General features: G+C 63.7%; 15 protein-coding genes. 10 read left to right on the top strand and 5 right to left on the bottom strand.

The features are described 5' to 3' along the window. Nucleotides 1–116: 116 nt before the first annotated feature. From ACR9YP_RS32995 to ACR9YP_RS32985, 3 genes are read left to right on the top strand one after another with little or no spacing between them, the layout of a single operon-like run. Complete coding sequence (locus ACR9YP_RS32995; protein WP_438109938.1) at nucleotides 117–905, top strand: enoyl-CoA hydratase/isomerase; 789 nt, start codon at nucleotides 117–119, stop codon at nucleotides 903–905. Beyond that, nucleotides 902–1,888: a phosphotransferase family protein gene (locus ACR9YP_RS32990; RefSeq protein WP_438109936.1), complete on the top strand. Its 987-nt coding sequence runs from the start codon at nucleotides 902–904 to the stop codon at nucleotides 1,886–1,888. Before ACR9YP_RS32995 ends, ACR9YP_RS32990 begins: the two co-directional genes overlap by 4 nt. A gap of 2 nt (nucleotides 1,889–1,890) precedes the next feature. Further along, complete coding sequence (locus ACR9YP_RS32985) at nucleotides 1,891–2,268, top strand: DUF6285 domain-containing protein (RefSeq protein WP_438109935.1); 378 nt, start codon at nucleotides 1,891–1,893, stop codon at nucleotides 2,266–2,268. A 341-nt stretch (nucleotides 2,269–2,609) separates the two neighbouring features. Here the strand turns inward: ACR9YP_RS32985 and ACR9YP_RS32980 are convergent, their stop codons facing one another. Continuing rightward, complete coding sequence (locus ACR9YP_RS32980; RefSeq protein WP_438109933.1) at nucleotides 2,610–3,389, bottom strand: enoyl-CoA hydratase-related protein; 780 nt, start codon at nucleotides 3,387–3,389, stop codon at nucleotides 2,610–2,612. Nucleotides 3,390–3,600: 211 nt separating this feature from the next. Here ACR9YP_RS32980 and ACR9YP_RS32975 point away from each other — a divergent pair, with 211 nt between their 5' ends. Then, entirely contained in the window at nucleotides 3,601–4,875 is a 1,275-nt protein-coding gene (locus tag ACR9YP_RS32975) for an acyl-CoA dehydrogenase family protein (protein WP_438109931.1), read from the top strand. A gap of 138 nt (nucleotides 4,876–5,013) precedes the next feature. Here the strand turns inward: ACR9YP_RS32975 and ACR9YP_RS32970 are convergent, their stop codons facing one another. The 3 genes from ACR9YP_RS32970 to ACR9YP_RS32960 all read right to left on the bottom strand — a co-directional run bounded on the left by ACR9YP_RS32970 (nucleotide 5,014) and on the right by ACR9YP_RS32960 (nucleotide 9,404). Continuing rightward, a complete protein-coding gene (locus tag ACR9YP_RS32970; RefSeq protein WP_438103448.1) occupies nucleotides 5,014–6,303 on the bottom strand; it encodes an IS4 family transposase in 1,290 nt (429 codons plus the stop codon). 234 nt (nucleotides 6,304–6,537) lie between these two features. Beyond that, on the bottom strand, nucleotides 6,538–8,115 hold the full coding sequence (locus ACR9YP_RS32965) for a fatty acid--CoA ligase (RefSeq protein ID WP_474217870.1): 1,578 nt from the start codon (nucleotides 8,113–8,115) through the stop codon (nucleotides 6,538–6,540). Between the two features lie 416 nt (nucleotides 8,116–8,531). After that, nucleotides 8,532–9,404: an SDR family oxidoreductase gene (locus tag ACR9YP_RS32960; protein ID WP_128942983.1), complete on the bottom strand. Its 873-nt coding sequence runs from the start codon at nucleotides 9,402–9,404 to the stop codon at nucleotides 8,532–8,534. Between the two features lie 105 nt (nucleotides 9,405–9,509). On the opposite strand from ACR9YP_RS32960, the gene ACR9YP_RS32955 reads away from it, so the two are divergent. From ACR9YP_RS32955 to ACR9YP_RS32945, 3 genes are all read left to right on the top strand, one after another. Next, complete coding sequence (locus ACR9YP_RS32955; RefSeq protein ID WP_474217869.1) at nucleotides 9,510–10,319, top strand: crotonase/enoyl-CoA hydratase family protein; 810 nt, start codon at nucleotides 9,510–9,512, stop codon at nucleotides 10,317–10,319. Nucleotides 10,320–10,481: 162 nt separating this feature from the next. Next, a complete protein-coding gene (locus ACR9YP_RS32950) occupies nucleotides 10,482–12,026 on the top strand; it encodes an acyl-CoA synthetase (RefSeq protein ID WP_438109925.1) in 1,545 nt (514 codons plus the stop codon). 241 nt (nucleotides 12,027–12,267) lie between these two features. Continuing rightward, the gene (locus ACR9YP_RS32945) at nucleotides 12,268–12,672 is read left to right on the top strand and encodes a YccF domain-containing protein (protein ID WP_370985179.1); all 405 of its coding nucleotides are present in this window, start codon (nucleotides 12,268–12,270) and stop codon (nucleotides 12,670–12,672) included. Nucleotides 12,673–13,180: 508 nt separating this feature from the next. Here the strand turns inward: ACR9YP_RS32945 and ACR9YP_RS32940 are convergent. Continuing rightward, nucleotides 13,181–13,372 (bottom strand): hypothetical protein, encoded by a 192-nt coding sequence (locus tag ACR9YP_RS32940; protein ID WP_370985180.1) that lies wholly within the window; start codon nucleotides 13,370–13,372, stop codon nucleotides 13,181–13,183. A 342-nt stretch (nucleotides 13,373–13,714) separates the two neighbouring features. Here ACR9YP_RS32940 and ACR9YP_RS32935 point away from each other — a divergent pair, with 342 nt between their 5' ends. The 3 genes from ACR9YP_RS32935 to ppc all read left to right on the top strand — a co-directional run bounded on the left by ACR9YP_RS32935 (nucleotide 13,715) and on the right by ppc (nucleotide 19,536). Then, the gene (locus ACR9YP_RS32935) at nucleotides 13,715–14,074 is read left to right on the top strand and encodes a hypothetical protein (protein WP_438109921.1); all 360 of its coding nucleotides are present in this window, start codon (nucleotides 13,715–13,717) and stop codon (nucleotides 14,072–14,074) included. A gap of 1,036 nt (nucleotides 14,075–15,110) precedes the next feature. After that, a complete protein-coding gene (gene ltrA / locus ACR9YP_RS32930) occupies nucleotides 15,111–16,466 on the top strand; it encodes a group II intron reverse transcriptase/maturase (protein ID WP_474217289.1) in 1,356 nt (451 codons plus the stop codon). Nucleotides 16,467–16,737: 271 nt separating this feature from the next. Next, entirely contained in the window at nucleotides 16,738–19,536 is a 2,799-nt protein-coding gene (gene ppc, locus ACR9YP_RS32925) for a phosphoenolpyruvate carboxylase (protein WP_438109920.1), read from the top strand. The last annotated feature ends 83 nt before the right edge of the window (nucleotides 19,537–19,619 follow it).

Below are 19,619 nucleotides of genomic sequence, written 5' to 3'. Positions count from 1 at the left end.
TGCTTGCTATGCTCTGATCACCATGGACAAGACCGCGCCAAAAATCAAATATGCGCCCCGGCAAGATAAATTCCGGTCTGCGAAACTGACGCAGGCCGGCAACTGACGAGGAAACCATGCAGTTCAAACACGTCACGCTCGATTTCGATGGCGCGGTCGCGATCCTCAAGCTCGACCATCAGGAGGTGATGAACGCAGTCTCCTTGGACATGCTGGGCGGTCTTGCCGAAGCGCTTGATACCATCGAGGAGAAGAGGGACGAGGTGCGCTGCGTCGTGCTGACCGGCGCGGGGCGGGCGTTCTGCACCGGCGCGAATCTCCAGGGCCGCAACAATCAGTCGAAGAAGACCAAGGCCGGCCTGACGCTCGAGACCGGCTTTCATCCCTTCCTGCGCCGCATCCGCAACCTTCATTGTCCGATCATCACCGCGGTCAACGGCCCGGCCGCCGGCGCCGGCATGAGCTTCGCACTGCTCGGCGATATGATCCTGTGCGCGCGCTCGTCCTATTTTCTGCAAGCCTTCCGCCGCATCGGCCTCGTGCCGGATTGCGGCTCGACCTGGCTGTTGCCGCGCCTGGTCGGCCGGGCGCGCTCGATCGAATTGTCGCTGATGGGCGAGCGGCTGCCGGCCGAGAAGGCGCTCGAATGGGGCCTCGTCAACCGCGTCTACGACGACAGCGTACTGATGGAGGAGGCGATGAAGCTCGCGCGCGAGCTCGCCAGCGGCCCGACGGTCGCGCTGTCGCTGATCCGCAAGCTCTATTGGGACAGCCCGGAAAATTCCTTCGAGGATCAGCTCAACCTTGAATTCCAGTGCCAGCTCCGCGCCGGCGACACCCAGGATTTTCGCGAGGGCGTCGGCGCGTTCCTGGAGAAGCGGTCCGCGCAGTTCAAAGGCAAATGATCGAGGCGGAGCTTTCACGCAGCGTCCAGCGCTGGTGCCCGGGCGCGACCGGCGTCACCGGCGCGGCAAAGCTCTCGGGCGGCGCCAGCCAGGAAACCTGGCGCTTCGACATCGTGCATCCCGATGGTCCGATCGGCGCGATCCTGCGCCGCTCGCCGAAGGGCTATGGCGCTGCGCCAACGCGTGCGGCCGGTCTTGCCGCTGAAGCGCAGCTGATGCAGCTCGCCTATGAGGCCGGCGTGCCGTCGCCGCGGGTGATGCATGTGCTCACTCCGGAGGACGATCTCGGCACCGGCTTCATCATGCAGCGGGTCGAGGGCGAGACCATCGCCCGCAAGATCCTTCGCGATGACGAGTTCGCGGCCGCACGGCCGCTGCTGCCGCGGCAGATCGGCGGCGTGCTCGCCGGGCTGCACAATCTGCCGCTGGACAAGCTGCCCGAGCTGCGCCTCATGACCGCGGCGAAGGAGATCGGCGAGTTCGAGCGCGACTATCGCAGCCTGAACTGGCCAAAGCCGGTGTTCGAGCTGGCGCTGCGCTGGCTGCGCGATCGCGATCCCGGCCCCTCGGCCGTGGAGACGCTGGTGCATGGCGATTTCCGCAACGGCAATCTCATCATCGGCGCCGACGGTGTCCGTGCGGTCCTCGATTGGGAACTCGCCCATCTCGGCGATCCCATGGAGGATCTCGGCTGGGTCTGCGTCAACTCCTGGCGTTTTGGCGAGATCGACAAGCCGGTCGGCGGCTTTGGTTCGCGCGAGGAGCTGTTCGCAGGTTATGAGGCCGCGGGCCGCAAGGTCGATCCCGCGCGCGTCAAATTCTGGGAAGTCATGGGCACGCTGCGCTGGGGCATCATGTGCGGCGGCATGATGCAGCGGTTCCGCGAGGGGCCCGACCATTCTATGGAGCGCGCCATGATCGGCCGCCGTGCCTCCGAGACCGAGATCGATCTGTTGCGGCTGCTCGCGCCGCGCGGGAGTTGACCATGCAGGACGAACCCACACCGATCGAGCTGACCAAGTCGGTCGCAGATTTCTTGCGCAACGACATCACGCTGCTGATCTCCGGCCACCAGGCCTTCAAGCTGCGCGTCGCCATCAACATCCTCGACCTCGTGACGCGGCAATTGACGCGGGAGGAGGGCAGCGATGCAAGGGAGGTGGAGCGTCTGCGCGCGCTGCTGGGCATGGAAGGTTCATTGATTGATCTTAACCGCACGCTCGCCGATCGCATCGCCAAGGGCGAGGTGGACCTCGCGACGCCGGGCCTTGCCGAGCACCTCTGGGCGACCACGATGGACAAGCTCGCAGTCGATCAGCCGAATTACGCGTCATACAAGCGGGAGCTGTCGAGGGGCGGGTAGGCGTAGCCACCTGCTCCGTCATTGCGAGGAGCCCGCGACAAAATTGCGGAGCAATTTTGCGCTGATGCGACGAAGCAATCCAGACTGCTTCCGCGGAGGCAGCTTGGATTGCTTCGCGGAGCCTGTCATCGGGCCGCGCTTCGCGCGGACCCGTTGGCTCGCAATGACGGTGGTACTCGCCATCCAAGCTCTCAGCTGTCATCGCCCGCGCAGGCGGGCGATCCAGTATTCCAGAGACGGCAGTGACATACAGAGAAGCTGCGGCGTACTGGATGCCCCGGTCAAGCCGGGGCATGACACCGGTGATGTTAGGGCGCGCGGAATGACGGCGCCGAGCGGGGCTACTTCCCCACCCATTTCGGCGGCCGCTTCTCCGAGAACGCCTTCGGGCCCTCGATGTAATCCTGCGAAGCCGCCATCTCCTTCACCGCCGGGTATTCGCGCTGCTCCTCGATCGCTTGTTCCAGCGAGACGCCAAGCCCCTTCTGGATCGCCTGCTTCGAGGCGCGGATCGACATCGGCGAATTCTTGGTGATCATCTCAGCCCAGCGCAACGCAGCGCTAAGCGCCTCGCTCTGCGGCACCACCTCGTTGACGAAGCCGAGGTCATAGCCTTCCTTGGCGCTGACATGACGTGCGGTCAGGATCATGCCCATGGCGCGCTTGAGCCCGATCTGCCGCGGCAGCCGGTGCAGGCCGCCGGCGAGTGCGGCTAGTCCGACGCGCGGCTCGGGCAGCGCGAAGGTGGCATTCTCCGAGGCGATGACGAGATCGCAGGCCAGCGCGATCTCGAAGCCGCCGCCCATCGCGACGCCATTCACCGCTGCGATGATCGGCTTATCGCAGTCGAACCGCGAGGTCAGGCCGGCAAAGCCGCCCTTGTCCCAGCCGCGCTTGCCGCCAGCCGCCTGCCACTTCAGATCGTTGCCGGCGCAAAACGCCTTGTCGCCACTACCCGTGACGATTGCGATCCATTGCTCGGGATCGGCGGAGAAGTCGTCGAACACCTTGTTGAGCTCGAAATGCGCATCGGTGTGCAGCGCGTTGTAGACCTCGGGGCGCGACAGCGTGACGATCGTGATCGGGCCCTTGCGTTCCACCTTCGAAAATTTCAGCTCCATGATCGCTCCCGCATTTTCTCGTGAAGGAATATTGCCGGCATAGTAGCGCGCGGGTGCGCCTGAGCACCATCGAATTGCGCAAGCGCGCCTTGCGCGCCTCACACGTCTCGGCTTGCTTGACTTGGATGCGCTCTTCTCCGCTTAATCATGCCAAGCAAGAATGCGCGTAGCGCCTTAACGCAAAACGAAAAATCATTCCGGGAGAGAGCCCTTGGATTTCTCATTGCCTGCCGATCTCGTCGCCTATCTCGGGGAGCTCGACCGTTTCATCGAACGCGAGATCAAGCCGCTGGAAGAGGCCGACGACAACATCCGCTTCTTCGATCACCGCCGCGAATGGGCGCGCACCGATTTCGAGAATGGCGGCCTGCCACGCCACGAATGGGAGACGTTGCTGCGCAAGGCCAAGGACCTTGCGGACGCTGCCGGCCACCTGCGCTTTCCGGTGCCGAAGCAATATGGCGGCAAGGACGGCTCCAACCTCTGGATGGCCGTGATCCGCGAGCACTTTGCCGCAAAGGGTCTCGGCCTGCACAACGACCTCCAGAACGAGCATTCCATCGTCGGCAATTTCCCCGTCGTCACCATGCTCGATCGCTACGGCCGTGACGACCAGAAGGCGATGATCGACGGCTCGATCAAAGGCAAGTACCGCATCACCTTTGGCTTGACCGAGCCGCATCATGGCTCGGACGCGACCCATATGGAGACGCGTGCGGTGCCGGCGACCCGCGATAACGTCAAGGGCTGGATCATCAACGGCGAGAAGATGTGGACCACCGGCATGCATGTCGCCACGCATTGCGCGCTGTTTGCGCGCACGGGCGGCAATGACGGCGATGCGCGCGGCATCACCTGTTTCCTGGTGCCGGCGAAGAGCCGCGGCGTCAAGGTCGAGGAATACATGTGGACCTTCAACATGCCGACCGATCATCCCCGCGTCAGTTTTACCGACGTGTTCGTGCCTGAGGATGCGCTGTTCGGCGAGGTCGGCCGCGGCCTGTCGCTGGCGCAGTGCTTCGTGCATCAGAACCGTATCCGGCAGGCCGCGAGCTCGCTGGGCGCTGCCGTCTACTGCATCAACGAGAGTGTGAAGTATGCGCGCGAGCGAAAGCCGTTCGGCAAGGCGCTCGCCGAAAACCAGGCGATCCAGTTCCCGCTGGTTGAGCTCGCCACGCAAGCCGAGATGCTGCGTCTTCTGATCCGCAAGACCGCCTGGGAGATGGACCAGCTCACCGAGGAGCAGATCGAGCGCACGCTCTCCGATCGCGTCTCGATGTGCAACTACTGGGCAAACCGCCTCTGCTGCGAATCCGCCGACCGCGCCATGCAGGTTCACGGCGGCATGGGCTACTCACGCCACAAGCCGTTCGAGCACATCTACCGCCACCACCGGCGCTATCGGATCACCGAGGGCAGCGAGGAGATTCAAATGCGCAAGGTGGCGGGGTTTTTGTTCGGCTATATGGGGCCGGGGAAGCATTAGCTTCCTGCGGCGCTCTCTCTCTCCAACGTCGTCCCGGCGAAGGCCGGGACCCATACCCCAGGACGCAGTTTGAGGCGAGATTGCAACCGCCGGTCTTCGCCAAACCACGTTCGGTGGGTATGGGTCCCGGCCTTCGCCCTAGGGCATGCACATATCTCTGAGGCTCCATCCTGCTGCGACGGCGTGGAAGTATTCGAGGCCGTTCTTGAAGGTGATCGGGCCCGGCGGCTTGGACGATGGGTAGCCGTCCCAGCCGCCGAGGCGACCAATGATCCAGGCGGCCCAAGCGAGGCTATCGGGCGGATGTGGGTTCTTTAATCGCTTGCTCCCGGCTTCGAGTTGACGGTTGAGGGCGGTGAGCACGTTAATTTGGCCGTTGTCGAAGGCAGCGAGAATGGGTTGGCGACTGCCATTGCGGGCCTGCAGAAGTTGGATTGTGATGACGGCCGCCTTAGCGGCAATCGCGACCAGCTTGAGAAGGCGATCGGCGGTTCCGATCTGGCTGTCTTCGAGCTTGAAGCCTTGTGTCTTCAGGATGCGGAAGAACTGCTCGATGATCCAGCGTTGCTTGTACCATTGGACGATGCGCCAGGCGTCCTCGATGCCGGTAACCTCGTGAGAGGTGAGAAGCCGCCAGTGCAGCGGCTCTACCCCGGTTTCGGCATTGATCTCGCGCACATCGACCACCGCCAATGGCAAGCTTTCCGGCAGATGGCGCAGGAACTTACTCTGTGGGCGGGCGAGCTCGATTGCGCCAAAGCGAAGTTCGAGGTGAGCCAGGCGGGCGGGCCGCGCGGCGCGCGCAGGCAATTGGATCGCACGCCGATCCACCGCGGCCATGGCATCGCTGACCTCATACAAGCCGCTGCGGTCGGCAAGCTTGCGATCATGCATGCTGCGCGCGATGACGTGGAAGTGTTGCTCGGCCGAGCTGGCATAAAGGGCAAAAATATCGCTCTCGCGGTCACCCAGCACCGTCACCGCTGTGGCCTTGGTGAGGAGCGGCTTGGCCGCCATGGCAGTGGATATCCAGCGCTGCGATTCCTTGTCCGATAACTCCCGATCGTCGTGCGAGGTCGTGCGGCGACCTGTGCGCGTCCATATCTGCCCGCTCAAAAGTCCAAGACAGTTGCCGTCATCGGCATCCACAGCCAGCAGCGGATGCAGCAGCACGCCGTGGTTATTGCCTTTGCCGATTTCTCCGAGCCCGCGCCGGCGTTGCGGTGTGGTGTTGAAGTGGATCTCGCTGGTGTCCTGGATGGCCAGCACGTGGCGGCCCTCTACCGCAGCGACCGTGCTTTCGCTCCAGCTTTCGATGATCCGCTCCACCGTCACCTTGTCATGGCCAAGAAAGCGGTTGAACCGCACTTCCAGCGCGCGGTTCCCCCTGGAGAGCTGCCGAAGGCAGACAGTTTTGCCCACAACCATGCGTTCGACGAACGCCGCCCCCCTTTATCGAGACGACGATCCCCGAACCGGCCCAGCGTCCAGTCAATCCGTGACAACATCGCGGCACCCCGTCCAAATCATGGAGTGCCGCAATACGAATCACACAGAACTCTGATTCTGGAATCCTCCCAGGCCGATCCGAGTCAATCCGCCGCACCAGATATGTGCATGCCCTAGGGCCTTCGCCGGGACGACGATAGGAGAGAGCCGTGGCTAATTCACCCTTCGGTCCTTCCCCGCCCAATGCGGCTCGCGCAATTGCCGCCGCAAAATCTTGCCTGATGGATTGCGCGGCAGCGCCGGCAGAAACTCCACGCTCTTCGGCGTCTTGTAGCCGGCGATGCGCTCGCGGGTGAAGTTGATGATGTCTGTGGCCGTGGCTTGCTTCCCCGGCTTCATCACCACCACGGCCTTCACCGCCTCGCCCCATTTGTCGTCGGGCACGCCGATCACGGCGGCCTCGGCGACATCGGGATGATTGCACAACGCACTCTCGACCTCGGCCGGGTAGATGTTCTCGCCGCCGGAGATGATCATGTCCTTGATGCGGTCGTGGATGTAGAGATAGCCATCCTCGTCCATGTAGCCGGCATCGCCGGTGCGCATCCAGCCGTCGGAACGAAGCGTCGCGGCGGTCGCCTCGGGCAGGTTCCAATAGCCGGCCATGTTCGAGCCGGAGCGCGTCGCGATCTCGCCGACCTCACGCGGCGGCAGTGGCTTGCCGGCCACGTCCAGGATCGCGATTTCGACGCCCGGTAGCGCCTTGCCGGCCGAGCGCATCCGCTCCAGACCCTCGACATGGTCTTCCGGCGGCAGGGCGACGATCGTGCCCGTGGTCTCGGTCATGCCGTATAGCTGCACGAAGCCGCATTTGAAAACCTCGATGCACTCCTTCAGCAGCGCCGCTGGTATCGGCGAGGCGCCATAGAGCATGTATTTCAGTCGCGAGAAATCGACCGTCCTGGCGCGTGGCTGCCGCACCACGAACTGCATCGCCGCCGGCACCATGAACAGCTTTGTGATCCCCGACTGCTCGAAGAAATCCAGCACTTTTGCCGGATCGAACTCGCGCGCGATCACGCCGCGGGCGCCGTGATAGAGCCCCATCACGCCCCAGCCCGAACCGCCGATGTGGAAGACCGGCATCGCCACCAGCGAGACGTCGTCGGTCGACCACCGGTTCCACTCCGGTTTGTCTTCGGCATTGCCTGATTGCACCAGGTTGAGGAAATTTGCGTGCGACAGCATCGCGCCCTTCGGCTTGCCTGTCGTGCCCGACGTGTAGAGCTGGATCGCGATGTCCTTGGCATCGATCGGCACCTTCGGGTCGTCACCGCTCTGCGCATCGCGCCAGGCCGCAAAATCCGGCCATTCCGGCGCGCCGCCCTCGGTGGTGATGATTGTCCGTACGCTCGGTAGCTTGTCCTTGATCCGGCGGACGAGCGTGATGAACTCCGGCCCGACGAACAGCACCGGCGCCTTGCAGTCCTCCACGATGAATGCGACCTCGGGTCCCGCGAGCCGCCAATTTACCGGCGCCATCACCACGCCGGCCTTCATCGCGCCCATCAACAGCTCGAAATAGAAGTCGCTGTTCTTGCCGAGATAGGCGATGCGGTCGCCCTTCTTCACGCCCATCGCGATCAGTGCGTTGGCGACTTGGTTCGTCTTGATATCGAACTCTGCAAAGCTGGTGAGGCGGCCCTCGAACTCGTAGGCGATGGCGTTGCCGCGGCTTCTCGCGCGCTCGCGCACCATGTCGGCGAGATTGGCCAATGGCTGTGTGGTCATGTTTCTCCCGTCGCGTCTTGTTTTTATGCGGGGAAGTGTGGCGTCATCCGCGGGTGAAGACAAGGTGGGGAGGGAGAGTGCGCAACTCTCTCAACGCCGTCGTCCCGGCCTAGTGCGCAATTGCGCACGAAGGCCGGGACCCATAACCACTGAACGCAATTTGACGAAGACTGGTCGTGACCAATCTTCGCCAAGCAAAATTCAGTGCGTATGGGTCCCGGCCTTCGCCGGGACGACCATCGAAAATTCTCGTTGTCCTGGACAAGCGCAGCGAAGCGGAGCGCCGATCCAGGACCCATTGCCATCGAGCGCAATTTGGCGAAGACAGGTCATGACCAATCTTCGCCAAATCCAATTCGGTGGCTATGGGTCCCGGCCCCCGTGCGCAATTGCGCACTAGGCCGGGACGACGATAACTACCCCCGCTTCGCCCGGTCCTTCTCGTTCTGCGCCATGATGCTCTCGCGCGCGGCTTTCCAGTCGTCGTCGCTCCAGTCGCGGAGCTGATAGAAATTGCCGCCCATCGCGAGCGCCTGCGCGCCATCCATGGCGATGGTCTCGCCGTTGATCCAGTCGCAGCCGCCGGAGATCAGGAACACTGCGAGGTTCTGCAGTTCCTCCATGGTGCCGACGCGCCCCATCGGGTTCATCGCCTTGGTCCGCGCACCGGCTTCATCACCGGGCTTGATGCGCTTGCTCATGCCTTCGGTCGGGATTTCGCCCGGCGCGATCGTGTTCAGCCGGATGCCGTAGCGGCCCCATTCGGTTGCGAGCGACATCGTCATGGCGTGGATCGCCGACTTGCTCATCGCCGATGGCACCACGTAGGGCGAGCCGTTGCGCACCCAGGTCACGGTGATCGAGACGACGTTGCCGGGCTGCTTCAAGGCGATCCAGCGCTTGCCGATCGCATGGGTGACGTAGAACGTGCCGTGCATGACGATGTTGGCGACGGCATCGAAGCCGCGCGGCGAGAGCTCCTCGCTGCGCGAGATGAAATTGCCGGCGGCGTTGTTGATGAGGTCGGTGAGGGGACCGTCGCGAAAGATGGTCTCGATCATCTCCTCGACCGCGAGCGCGTTGCGGATGTCGACGCCGTGGCTGGTGACGCGGCCGCCATAGAGATCCATCAGCTCCGTCGCGGTCTCGTCGCACACGATCTTGCGCCGGCCGCAGATGTGCACCTCGGCGCCGAGCTGGAGGAACCGCGCCGCCATCGACTTGCCAAGCCCAGTGCCGCCGCCGGTGACGAGAATGCGCCGTCCGGCCAGAAGATTTTCCTTGAACATGGCTGTTTCTCCCGTACGGATTGTCAGTTAATTGGTCGATTGACTAAATCCGGCCGCCGGCTTCCTGTAAAGCGGCACCGAACAAGAACAGGGGAGAATTCATCCATGGAAGAGCGCGTCTCGATCTCGATCTCGGAAGGCATCGCCGACGTGCGCCTGATGCGCGCCGACAAGATGAATGCGCTGGATCAGGCTATGTTCGAGGCCCTTGTCGCCGCAACCGAGCGGCTTTCGAAGGACAAGAGCGTACGCGTCGTCGTGCTGTCCGGCGAGGGGCGCGCCTTCTGCGCCGGCCTCGACATGGGGCGCTTTGCCGCCATGAAGGAGAAGGGTGGCAACGGAATTCCGGGTGGCGAAAATCGTGACCTCACCAAGCGCACCCATGGCCAGGCGAACTTCCCGCAACAGGCGGTGTGGGGCTGGCGCCAGCTGGCGGTGCCGGTGATTGCGGCCGTGCACGGCGTCGCTTTCGGCGGCGGCTTCCAGCTCGCGCTCGGCGCCGACATGCGGTTTCTCTCGGCGGATGCGCGGATGTCGGTGATGGAGATCAAATGGGGCCTCGTCCCTGATATGGCGGGCACGCCGATCCTGGCTTCGCTCGTGCGCGACGATATCTTGCGCGAGCTTACTTACACCGGGCGCATCTTCTCGGCGCAGGAGGCGATGACCTACGGCCTCGCCACGCGCATCTGCGACGACCCGCGTGCCGCCGCATTCGAGATCGCGCGCGAGATCGCCGGCAAGAGTCCCGATGCCATCCGTGCCGCCAAGCGTTTGCTCAACAATCTCTCGGCCGATCCCGGCCCCGCGCTGCTCGCCGAATCCGTCGAGCAGCAGAAGCTGATCGGCAGCGCGAACCAGACCGAGGCGGTGCGCGCCAATCTGGAGAAGCGCGCGCCGAAGTTTGCGGATTAGCAACTTGTCATTCCGGGATGCGCCGTAGGCGCAGGCCCGGAATCCATCGAGCCGCATTTTCTGAGGTGAAATGGATTCCGGGCTCGATGCTTCGCATCGTCCCGGAATGACGAGCTGGTGGCCTCCACATTTCTTAACCCGACGAAAGATCGGAAAACAAAAATGAGCGAAACGTCCCAATTCCTCGGCATCGTCTCCGGCAACCGTCGTCGGTCCCACGCCGAAATCGCCAGTCGTGCCGACCGCATCGCCTCCGGCCTCGCCAAGCTCGGCGTCAAGCCAGGCGATTGCGTCTGCATGCTGATGCGCAACGACATCGTCTTCCTGGAGGCCGCCTATGCCGCGATGCGGCTCGGCGCCTATGGCGTGCCGATCAACTGGCATTTCAAGCCGGAGGAGATCAGCTACATCCTCGGAGATACCGGCACGTCCGTGCTGATCGGACATGCCGACATGCTGCACGCCTTGCGCGATGCGATCCCAAGCGGCGTCACCGTGCTCAGCGTGCCGACGCCGCCGGAGATCCTGTCCAACTACAGGATTGATCCCGATCAGTTGGCGACGCCGGACTTTGCGATCGATTTCGAGTCCTGGCTCGCGCAGCACCAGCCTTATGATGGCCCGGTCGTGCCACAGCCGATGAACATGATCTACACCTCCGGAACAACTGGCCATCCCAAGGGCGTACGCCGCACTGCGCCGACGCCTGAGCAGCAGGCCGCCGGCGAACGCATGCGCGCGATGATCTATGGGCTCAAGCCCGGCGCCCGCGCGCTGTTGCCGGGCCCGCTCTATCACTCCGCACCGAATTCATTCGGCATCCGTGCCGGCAAGCTCGGCGGCGCGCTGGTGCTGCTGCCGCGCTTCGAGGCCGAGGAGTTTTTGCAGCTGATCGAGCGCTACAAAATCGACACCATCTTCATGGTGCCGACCATGTTCATCCGCCTGATGAAGCTGCCGGAGCAGGTGCGAAAGAAATACGACGTCTCCTCGCTGCGCCACGTCATCCATGCCGCCGCGCCATGTCCGGCCGACGTCAAGCGCGCCATGATCGAATGGTGGGGGCCGGTGATCTACGAATTCTACGGCTCGACCGAATCCGGCGCCGTCACCTTCGCAACCTCCGAGGACGCGCTGAAGAAGCCCGGCACGGTCGGCAAGATCTCGCCCGGCGCCGAGCTGCGCTTCCTCGGCGAGGACGGCCGCGTGCTCGGCGTCGGCGAGATCGGCGAGATCTATTCCCGCATGGCCGGGATGGCCGATTTCACCTATCACAACAAGCCGGAGAAGCGCGCCGAGATCGATCGCGACGGCTTCATCACCTCCGGCGACGTCGGTTATATCGATGAGGAGGGTTACGTCTTCATCTGCGACCGCAAGCGGGACATGGTGATCTCGGGGGGCGTCAACATCTACCCGGCCGAGATCGAATCCGTGCTGCACGCGGTGCCCGGCGTGCACGATTGCGCGGTGTTCGGCATCCCCGATGCCGAGTTTGGTGAGGCGCTGATGGCGGTGATCGAGCCGCAATCCGGCGTCACGCTCGATGAAGCTTCCGTCCGTGCGCGGCTGAAGACCTCGCTCGCCGATTACAAGGTGCCCAAGCACATCGAGATCCGCTCGGGATTGCCGCGCGAAGACTCCGGAAAAATCTTCAAGCGCCGCCTGCGCGATCCCTATTGGGAGCAGGCAGGACGGAAGATCTAGCCGCAGTCGGTAGTGCCGTAGGGTGGGCAAAGCGGAGCGTGCCCACCAGGACGGTCGCAGGTATTGATCGTGGGCACGGCGCAAACGCGCCTTTGCCCACCCTACGAGATAACGGATGGGGAAACATTGGAAGCGCGACCGGAAATTCGAGGGGCGGTAGCCGGTTGCGCCGATCGGACAGTCTTAGCGGCGACAGATTTCGAGCCTATATAGACGTGGTCATCCACTTCCGGATCATCCCATGGCTCCCGTTTCCATCCTGCTCAACCTGCTCTGGATCCTGATCGGCGGCGCCTGGATGGCGTTCGGCTGGCTGATCGCTGCGATCATCATGGCCGTCACCATCATAGGCCTGCCCTGGGCGCGGGCGGCGTTCAACATCGCCGTCTACACGCTGCTGCCGTTCGGCTCGAAGGCGGTCAGCCGCTACGAGGTCACGGGTGTCGAGGATATCGGCACCGGCCCGCTCGGGGTGATCGGCAACATCATCTGGTTCGTGCTGGCCGGCTGGTGGCTGGCGCTCGGTCACCTCGTGACCGCGCTGGTGCTCGCGGTCACCATCATCGGCATCCCCTTCGCCTGGGCCCATCTGAAGCTCGCCGGCATCGCGCTCTGGCCGATCGGCAAGGTGATCGTGCCGGCTTAGGACGCGCGTACCCAGAAAGATCAGGACTATCGCATTTCAGGCGGTCTTCCCGCGGCGCATCCTTCGAGACGCCCGCCCCTGGCGGACCCTCAGGATGAGGGCGGAGTGTGTGGCAGCAGTTTCTGCGGGAGCCGATGCCGTTCAGCCTCATCCTGAGGGACCGCGAAGCGGTCGTCTCGAAGGACGAGGCGTGCACTCAGATCGCTCGAAAGGCATATGCGATAGCCCTGCCACAAACGCGGGCTCTTCGCCGGCAGAGCGGAAATCGCCCATCACTGGCGGCTTATGACCAGGGCGGACTTTCGTTGAACAGGCTTGACACGTTGAACACGGTCGCAGCCCGATGAGTAGAGCGCCAGCGAAACCCATCAATCCCTCCGCCTGTGACGAAGCATGATGGGTTTCGCAAGGGCTCAACCCATCCTCCGTGCTCTCCAAGACCTCCCACAAAAATTTGCGGCGGGCGTTGCAGAATGCGGGTGGACGGTCGCTGCAGGAGTGCAAGCCTTTAGCTGATAATCTCCTTGGCCTTGATGCCGCGCAAGGCCTCGATGCAGTCAGCTACCAAATGCAAGAACTCTTGCCGCTTTATGCTTTTCACCTGACGACCTTCCATATTGATGAGAATGAATCTCGCCATTTCGTAGGCGACTTCAAACTGCGATTTGCCGGTAACCTCGACATCGATTCTTTCAGCCATTTCGCTGCCCGCTAGTTGTAATTGGAAAGCAGGAGCCTATTGGAAAGCGCGTGGCCAAGTCGAGTCGGTCTTCCTTTGCGGCTAGATCATATCGGCCTAAACGTCCGCTGGCGCCGCAACCTCGAAATGCAGAGCATTAATCTAGTCCGCTTCTGGCCGATCAGCGAAGTAGCGGCGCACCCCCTTAAGGCTCGCTGAGGAAGTCATCGCGGATTAGATTTGCTCAGGTTGAGTTCTTCGCATTCGGACCCGCAGCCGACATTACTTCTCCGGCCCACCGGCGAGCCGCATTGAACTCGCCAGCTCCGCTCGCCATGTGTGGGAGACAGCTTGGAGCAGACAATGAAGAAGCTTTTCACCTGTGTGGCGACCGTGGGCTGCCTGATCGCCTTCCACTCCGTCGCGCAAGCCCGCTCTGCATTCGACGGCGCCTGGGACCTCGTTTTCGTGACGCAAAGAGGACCTTGCGATGCGACCTATAATTTCACCGTCAACATCACCAACGGAATAGTTACACATCCGAATTTAGTCAGGTTCAGAGGCTATGTGGCGCGTTCCGGCGCAGTCCGGGCGTCGGTGACAGTTCAGGACAAATTCGCCTCCGGCTCAGGCAGGCTCTCGGGCAATTTTGGCCGCGGGACGTGGAGCGGCCATTCAGGAAACGCGCGCTGTTCAGGCTACTGGACCGCACAGCGCAATTGAAGGCGCTGAGCCAAGGCCGGAGGTCGCCCGCAGGGAGCGCCGCCTTTCGCCCCCAATTCCTCGCGTTACCGTCGGGCAAAACACGCCACATGAAGGTCAAGCGACCCGGCGCGAATTATTCTGATTGACCGAATTCACGCCTTCGGTTAAACCGCAAGGCATCCCGGTCCGTCAAAGGGACGTTTCGCGATCGTCACGATACGTAGGCCGGGATGCGATGGACGCGGTAGCGCCGGCGCGTGACGGGGTGGCAGGGCGGGCTACGCCTGTGAGCCATCGCGATCCGCGCGATCGACACGGCGCGGTCACAGCGTTTCCTTTCGGCTTCGGGGGCGAGCACGCGCGAGCTTCCGAACGTTTGGGAGGGACGTCCGCGGCGGCAAAAGCGTGTGGTCCTGACGCCCGGGGTCTGTGCGTCAAGGCTTGCGGTGGTGAAGCGGCCCGACCGGGTGCGCGCATCAGTCATCCGCAAGGCGACGGGGGCAATAGTGCATCGCTCCCCGGGGAGAGCGCGCCATAAGCCGTAAAACCATTGCGCAGGGAAGGCCGGGATGTCCCGGCGTCACCTGTGGTCACCCCGCGTGCGTTTCTCGCGTGCGGACCCTGGGTGCCAGCCGGCGCCCGGCCTTCCCTGGTGTGCCCGGCATGGGCTTCGACTTGGAGGTGAAAGTCCTTCCGTGAGCTGATCACAGCGAGCGAAGTGAACCGCAGAGTGTCGGACCGCGAGGCCGGCGTGAAGGAAGCGGGGAGCGAAGCTGCGGGCCGACGAACAGAAATCGGATATGAGGCGGAGCCGAGCAGGGCGAGCGGGCCAGGAGCCGCAAAGCCGTTGTGATCAAGGCAGGCGACGTAGATCCGGCGGTCGTGCAGCGAAGGTCGAAGGTCTTACCCGGGGAGATCTCGCTTGCACCTGAAAGGGTGACGAGGGTTGCAAGGCCCTCGGAGCGAGAAGTCAGCAGAGGCCGTAGTAGCGGCTTAAAGCCGTGAAGGGCCGAACGATGGGAAGGGCGAAACGCCCACAAACCTCGGGGGAATTATGCCACAGAAGCCGGAAGCCCCGGACGCACGATCGACCGCTGCGGTGAAGCTGCAGCGGCCGGCCGGGCGCGTGGAAGCGCCCCTGACTGGAAGTGGAGACGAGCGCCCAGGAAGCAGCGATCTGATGGAGAAGGTGTGTGAACGCCAGAACCTTCAGGCCGCACTGAAGCGTGTTCGGCAGAATGCGGGCAGTCCCGGCATCGACGGGATGACGGTGGAGGAGCTACCTAACCATCTGCGCGTGCACTGGCCGCTCCTGCGCGAGAAATTGCTCGCGGGGCAGTACCAGCCGCAGCCAGTGAAGCGGGTGGCGATCCCGAAGCCCGGCGGGGGCGAGCGCGAGCTCGGCATCCCCACCGTGCTCGACCGGTTCATCCAGCAGGCCCTGCTGCAGGTTCTGCAACCGCAGTTCGACCCAACCTTCTCGGATGCAAGCTATGGCTTCCGGCCCGGACGGAGTGCGCACGACGCGGTGCGTCGCGCGCAAGCCTATGTGCAGGAAGGCCGCAGCTTCGTGGTGGATATCGATCTGGAGAAGTTCTTCGACCGGGTCAACCACGACATCCTGATGGGAAGGCTGGCCAAACGGATCGCGGACCGTCGGGTGCTGCGGCTGATCCGCCGCTACCTCAATGCGGGCGTGCTCGCAGACGGGGTGGTGATCGAGCGGGGTGAGGGGACGCCGCAAGGCGGTCCGCTGTCTCCGCTATTGGCCAACGTGCTGTTGGACGAAATCGACAAGGAGCTGGAGCGGCGCGGGCATGCCTTCGTCCGCTACGCCGACGATCTGAACGTCTACGTTCGGACGCAGCGTTCGGGCGAGCGGGTGATGACCTCACTGCGCGAGCTGTTCGGGAAGCTGAAGCTCCGCGTCAACGAAACCAAGAGCAAGGTACGACGCGCCACGGCATCGAAGTTCCTCGGCTTCTCCTTTTGGGTGGCTGCGGGACGGACGATCAGGCGGCGCGTCGCACCACAGGCCATCGAACGCATGAAAGAGCGCGTGCGCGACATGACCCGGCGCAGTGCCGGACGCAGTCTCGCACAAATGTGCAAGCCGCTCGGCAAGTATCTGACAGGGTGGAAGGGGTACTTCCGCCTTGCAGAGACGCCCGGCGTCTTTGCCGACATCGACGGGTGGATCCGGCATCGTCTGCGGGCGGTTCAGCTCAAGCACTGGAAGAACGGGCATGTCGTCTACCGCGAATTGATCGCGCGCGGCGTACATCCCGACGAAGCCAGGCGAGTGGCCATCAACAGACGGCGCTGGTGGCGCACCTCGAAGGTGGCGCTCAACAAAGCGTTGCCAAATGAACGCTTCAGACGGCTGGGAGTCCCCTCCCTCGCAAGCTAACCTCAACCCATCGAACCGCCCGGTGCGGACCCGCATGCCGGGTGGTGTGGCAGGGGACGTGGAGCCAAACTCCACGCCTCTATGCCGATCGCCCTTTCTTCTCGATGAGGGCGAAACCGACAGCAAAGCTCGGGCGCCTGCGCCGCGAGACCGAGGACGTGTGCACGGCGTTCTGCCGCGCCGCCACCAAGTTCATCTTGCACTGCGGCAGAAAAATATCGCACACTCCTCCGGACCGAGGAGCCAGGGAGCTCTTAAAGGGGAGCGAGCCATGTCCCTCCAGACCATATCATCCGACGCCACTGAGCATCGCCCCAACCGCCCGGAGGACGTCCAGGCGATGGAAGCGGATGCGCGCCTGCGCGATGACATCCGCCTGCTCGGGCGCATTCTGGGCGATACCGTGCGCGACCAGGAGGGCGCTGACGTGTTCGACCTGGTCGAGCGCATCCGCCAGACCTCGATCCGGTTCCATCGCGACGAGGACCGGCTCGCCCGCCGCGAGCTCGAGCAGATCCTCGACGGCATGTCGACCTCCGAGACGGTGCGGATCGTCCGCGCCTTCAGCTATTTCTCCCACCTCGCCAACATCGCCGAGGACCAGAACAACATCCGCCAGATGCGCGCCCGCGGCGCGGGCAAAAACGGCGGCTCCGGCGTGCTGGCGGAAACGCTCGCCCACGCCAAGGCGGCAGGCATCGGCCCCGACGCGCTGCGCAACTTCTTCAAGTCCGCGCTGGTCAGCCCGGTGCTGACCGCGCACCCGACCGAGGTCCGCCGCAAGAGCACCATGGACCGCGAGATGGAGATTGCAGCCCTGCTCGATCGCCGCGAGCGCGTCGCGCTGACCACGGAGGAGGCCGCCGCCAGTGACGAGCAGCTCCGCCGCGAGGTGCTGACGCTGTGGCAGACCAATCTCTTGCGCCGGACCAAGCTCACCGTGCTCGACGAGGTCTCCAATGGCCTGTCGTTCTACGACTACACCTTCCTGCGCGAGGTGCCGCGCCTGGTCAACGCGTTGGAAGACCGGCTGGAGGAGGGCGGCGAGCAGGCGGCAAGCGAGCTCGCCTCGTTCCTGCGCATGGGTAGCTGGATCGGCGGCGATCGCGACGGCAATCCCTTCGTCACCGCCGACGTCATGCGCGGCACGCTGCGGCTGCAGTCGAGCCGCGTGATGCAGTTCTATCTCAACGAGCTGCACGTGCTCGGCTCCGAGCTGTCGATCGCCGCGCATCTCGCCGATGTCTCCGAGGAGCTGCGCACGCTGGCGGAGCGCTCGCCGGACACCTCGCCGCACCGAAGCGGCGAGCCTTATCGCCTCGCGGTTTCCGGCATCTATGCGCGCCTCACCGCGACCGCCGAAAAGCTCGAGGTCGAGATCACCCGCCGGCCGGTCGGAAAGGGCAAGCCTTACGAGAGCGTCAGGGAGCTGCAAGCCGATCTCGACGTGCTGCACCGCTCGCTGATTTCCAACAATGCCCGCGTCATCGCCCGCGGCCGGTTGCGGCGCTTGCGGCGCGCGGTGGACTGCTTCGGCTTCCATCTGGCGCGGCTCGACATCCGCCAGAACTCTGCCGTGCATGAGCGCACCATCGCCGAGCTGATGGACGCTGCAAACCCCGGCATGTCCTATCTCGCGCTCGGCGAGGATGCCCGCATTTCGCTACTCACCAACGAATTGCGCTCAACGCGCGCGCTGGTGTCGCCCTTCGTCAAGTACAGCGACGAGACGATGGGCGAGCTCAACGTGTTCCATGCCGCCGCGGAAGCGCATGCAAAGTTCGGTTCGGACGCCATTCCCCAATGCATCATCTCGATGTGCAAGGGCATGTCGGACATGCTCGAGGTCGCGGTGCTCTTGAAGGAGGTCGGTCTCGTCCATCCCTCCGGGCGCAGCGCCATCAACATCGTGCCGCTGTTCGAGACCATCGAGGATTTGCAGGCCTCCGCCGGCATCATGGACCGCATGCTGTCGCTGCACGATTACCGCCGGCTCGTCGATAGCCGCGGCAGCGTGCAGGAGGTCATGCTCGGCTATTCCGACAGCAACAAGGATGGCGGCTTCGTCACCTCGGGCTGGGAGCTCTACAAGGCCGAGATCGGGCTCGTCGAGGTGTTCGAGCGGCATCACGTCCGCCTGCGCCTATTCCACGGCCGTGGCGGCTCGGTCGGCCGCGGCGGCGGCCCGAGCTATGATGCCATCATCGCGCAGCCCGGCGGTGCTGTGAACGGCCAGATCCGCATCACCGAGCAGGGCGAGATCATCTCGTCGAAATATTCCAACGCCGAGGTCGGCCGCAACAATCTGGAGATCCTCGCCGCGGCGACGCTGGAGGCGAGTCTTCTGAATCCGCGCCAGAGCGCGCCGCGCCGCGAATATCTGACCGCAATGGACGAATTGTCGAACCTCGCCTTCAGGGCTTATCGCGGCCTCGTCTACGAGACCGACGGCTTCGTCGATTATTTCTGGGCCTCCACCGTCATCAACGAGATCGCAACGCTCAACATCGGCAGCCGCCCGGCCTCGCGCAAGAAGACCCGCGCGATCGAGGATCTGCGTGCGATCCCCTGGGTGTTCTCATGGGCGCAATGCCGCCTGATGCTGCCGGGCTGGTACGGCTTTGGCAGCGCGGTCGAGCAGTGGATCGCTGATCATCCCGACCAGGGCATGCCGTTCCTGAAAGAGCTCTACAGGGAATGGCCGTTCTTCCGCATGCTGCTCTCGAACATGGACATGGTGCTGGCGAAAAGCTCGATCGCCATCGCCTCGCGCTATGCCGAGCTCGTGCCGGACGAAGCCCTGCGCGAAAAGATTTTTGGCCGCATCCGTCGCGAGTGGCATTCCTGCATCGAGACGTTGCTCGACATCATGGGCCAGGATCGATTGCTTCAGAGCAATCCGCTGCTGGAGCGCTCCGTGCGCCACCGCTTCCCCTATCTCGACCCGCTCAATCATGTGCAGGTCGAGCTGTTGAAGGAGCACCGCGCGCAGAACCCGGACGAGCAGGTGCTGCGCGGGATCCAGCTCACGATCAACGGCATCTCGGCGGGGCTGAGGAACACGGGATAGGGGCGACGCAGCCGCCACACCCTCGCTCGTCATGCCCGGGCTTGACCCGGGCATCCACGTCTTTCCTCACTTGCGGCAGTGCG

The sequence above is a fragment of the Bradyrhizobium sp. BR14999 genome (assembly GCF_056106085.1).
Note: the sequence above shows the minus strand (reverse complement) of the source record. Positions and strands in the feature narration are given on the sequence as shown.

What these genes read in the sequence shown, in the direction of transcription:
- ACR9YP_RS32935 (WP_438109921.1), top strand. Translation starts at nt 13,715, where the DNA reads ATGAAGAAGCTTTTCACCTGTGTGGCGACCGTGGGCTGCCTGATCGCC.
- ACR9YP_RS32955 (WP_474217869.1), top strand. Translation starts at nt 9,510, where the DNA reads ATGGAAGAGCGCGTCTCGATCTCGATCTCGGAAGGCATCGCCGACGTG.
- ACR9YP_RS32940 (WP_370985180.1), bottom strand. Translation starts at nt 13,372, where the DNA reads ATGGCTGAAAGAATCGATGTCGAGGTTACCGGCAAATCGCAGTTTGAA.
- ACR9YP_RS32945 (WP_370985179.1), top strand. Translation starts at nt 12,268, where the DNA reads ATGGCTCCCGTTTCCATCCTGCTCAACCTGCTCTGGATCCTGATCGGC.
- ACR9YP_RS32950 (WP_438109925.1), top strand. Translation starts at nt 10,482, where the DNA reads ATGAGCGAAACGTCCCAATTCCTCGGCATCGTCTCCGGCAACCGTCGT.
- ACR9YP_RS32990 (WP_438109936.1), top strand. Translation starts at nt 902, where the DNA reads ATGATCGAGGCGGAGCTTTCACGCAGCGTCCAGCGCTGGTGCCCGGGC.
- ACR9YP_RS32980 (WP_438109933.1), bottom strand. Translation starts at nt 3,389, where the DNA reads ATGGAGCTGAAATTTTCGAAGGTGGAACGCAAGGGCCCGATCACGATC.
- ltrA (WP_474217289.1), top strand. Translation starts at nt 15,111, where the DNA reads ATGCCACAGAAGCCGGAAGCCCCGGACGCACGATCGACCGCTGCGGTG.
- ppc (WP_438109920.1), top strand. Translation starts at nt 16,738, where the DNA reads ATGTCCCTCCAGACCATATCATCCGACGCCACTGAGCATCGCCCCAAC.
- ACR9YP_RS32995 (WP_438109938.1), top strand. Translation starts at nt 117, where the DNA reads ATGCAGTTCAAACACGTCACGCTCGATTTCGATGGCGCGGTCGCGATC.
- ACR9YP_RS32970 (WP_438103448.1), bottom strand. Translation starts at nt 6,303, where the DNA reads ATGGTTGTGGGCAAAACTGTCTGCCTTCGGCAGCTCTCCAGGGGGAAC.
- ACR9YP_RS32960 (WP_128942983.1), bottom strand. Translation starts at nt 9,404, where the DNA reads ATGTTCAAGGAAAATCTTCTGGCCGGACGGCGCATTCTCGTCACCGGC.
- ACR9YP_RS32985 (WP_438109935.1), top strand. Translation starts at nt 1,891, where the DNA reads ATGCAGGACGAACCCACACCGATCGAGCTGACCAAGTCGGTCGCAGAT.
- ACR9YP_RS32965 (WP_474217870.1), bottom strand. Translation starts at nt 8,115, where the DNA reads ATGACCACACAGCCATTGGCCAATCTCGCCGACATGGTGCGCGAGCGC.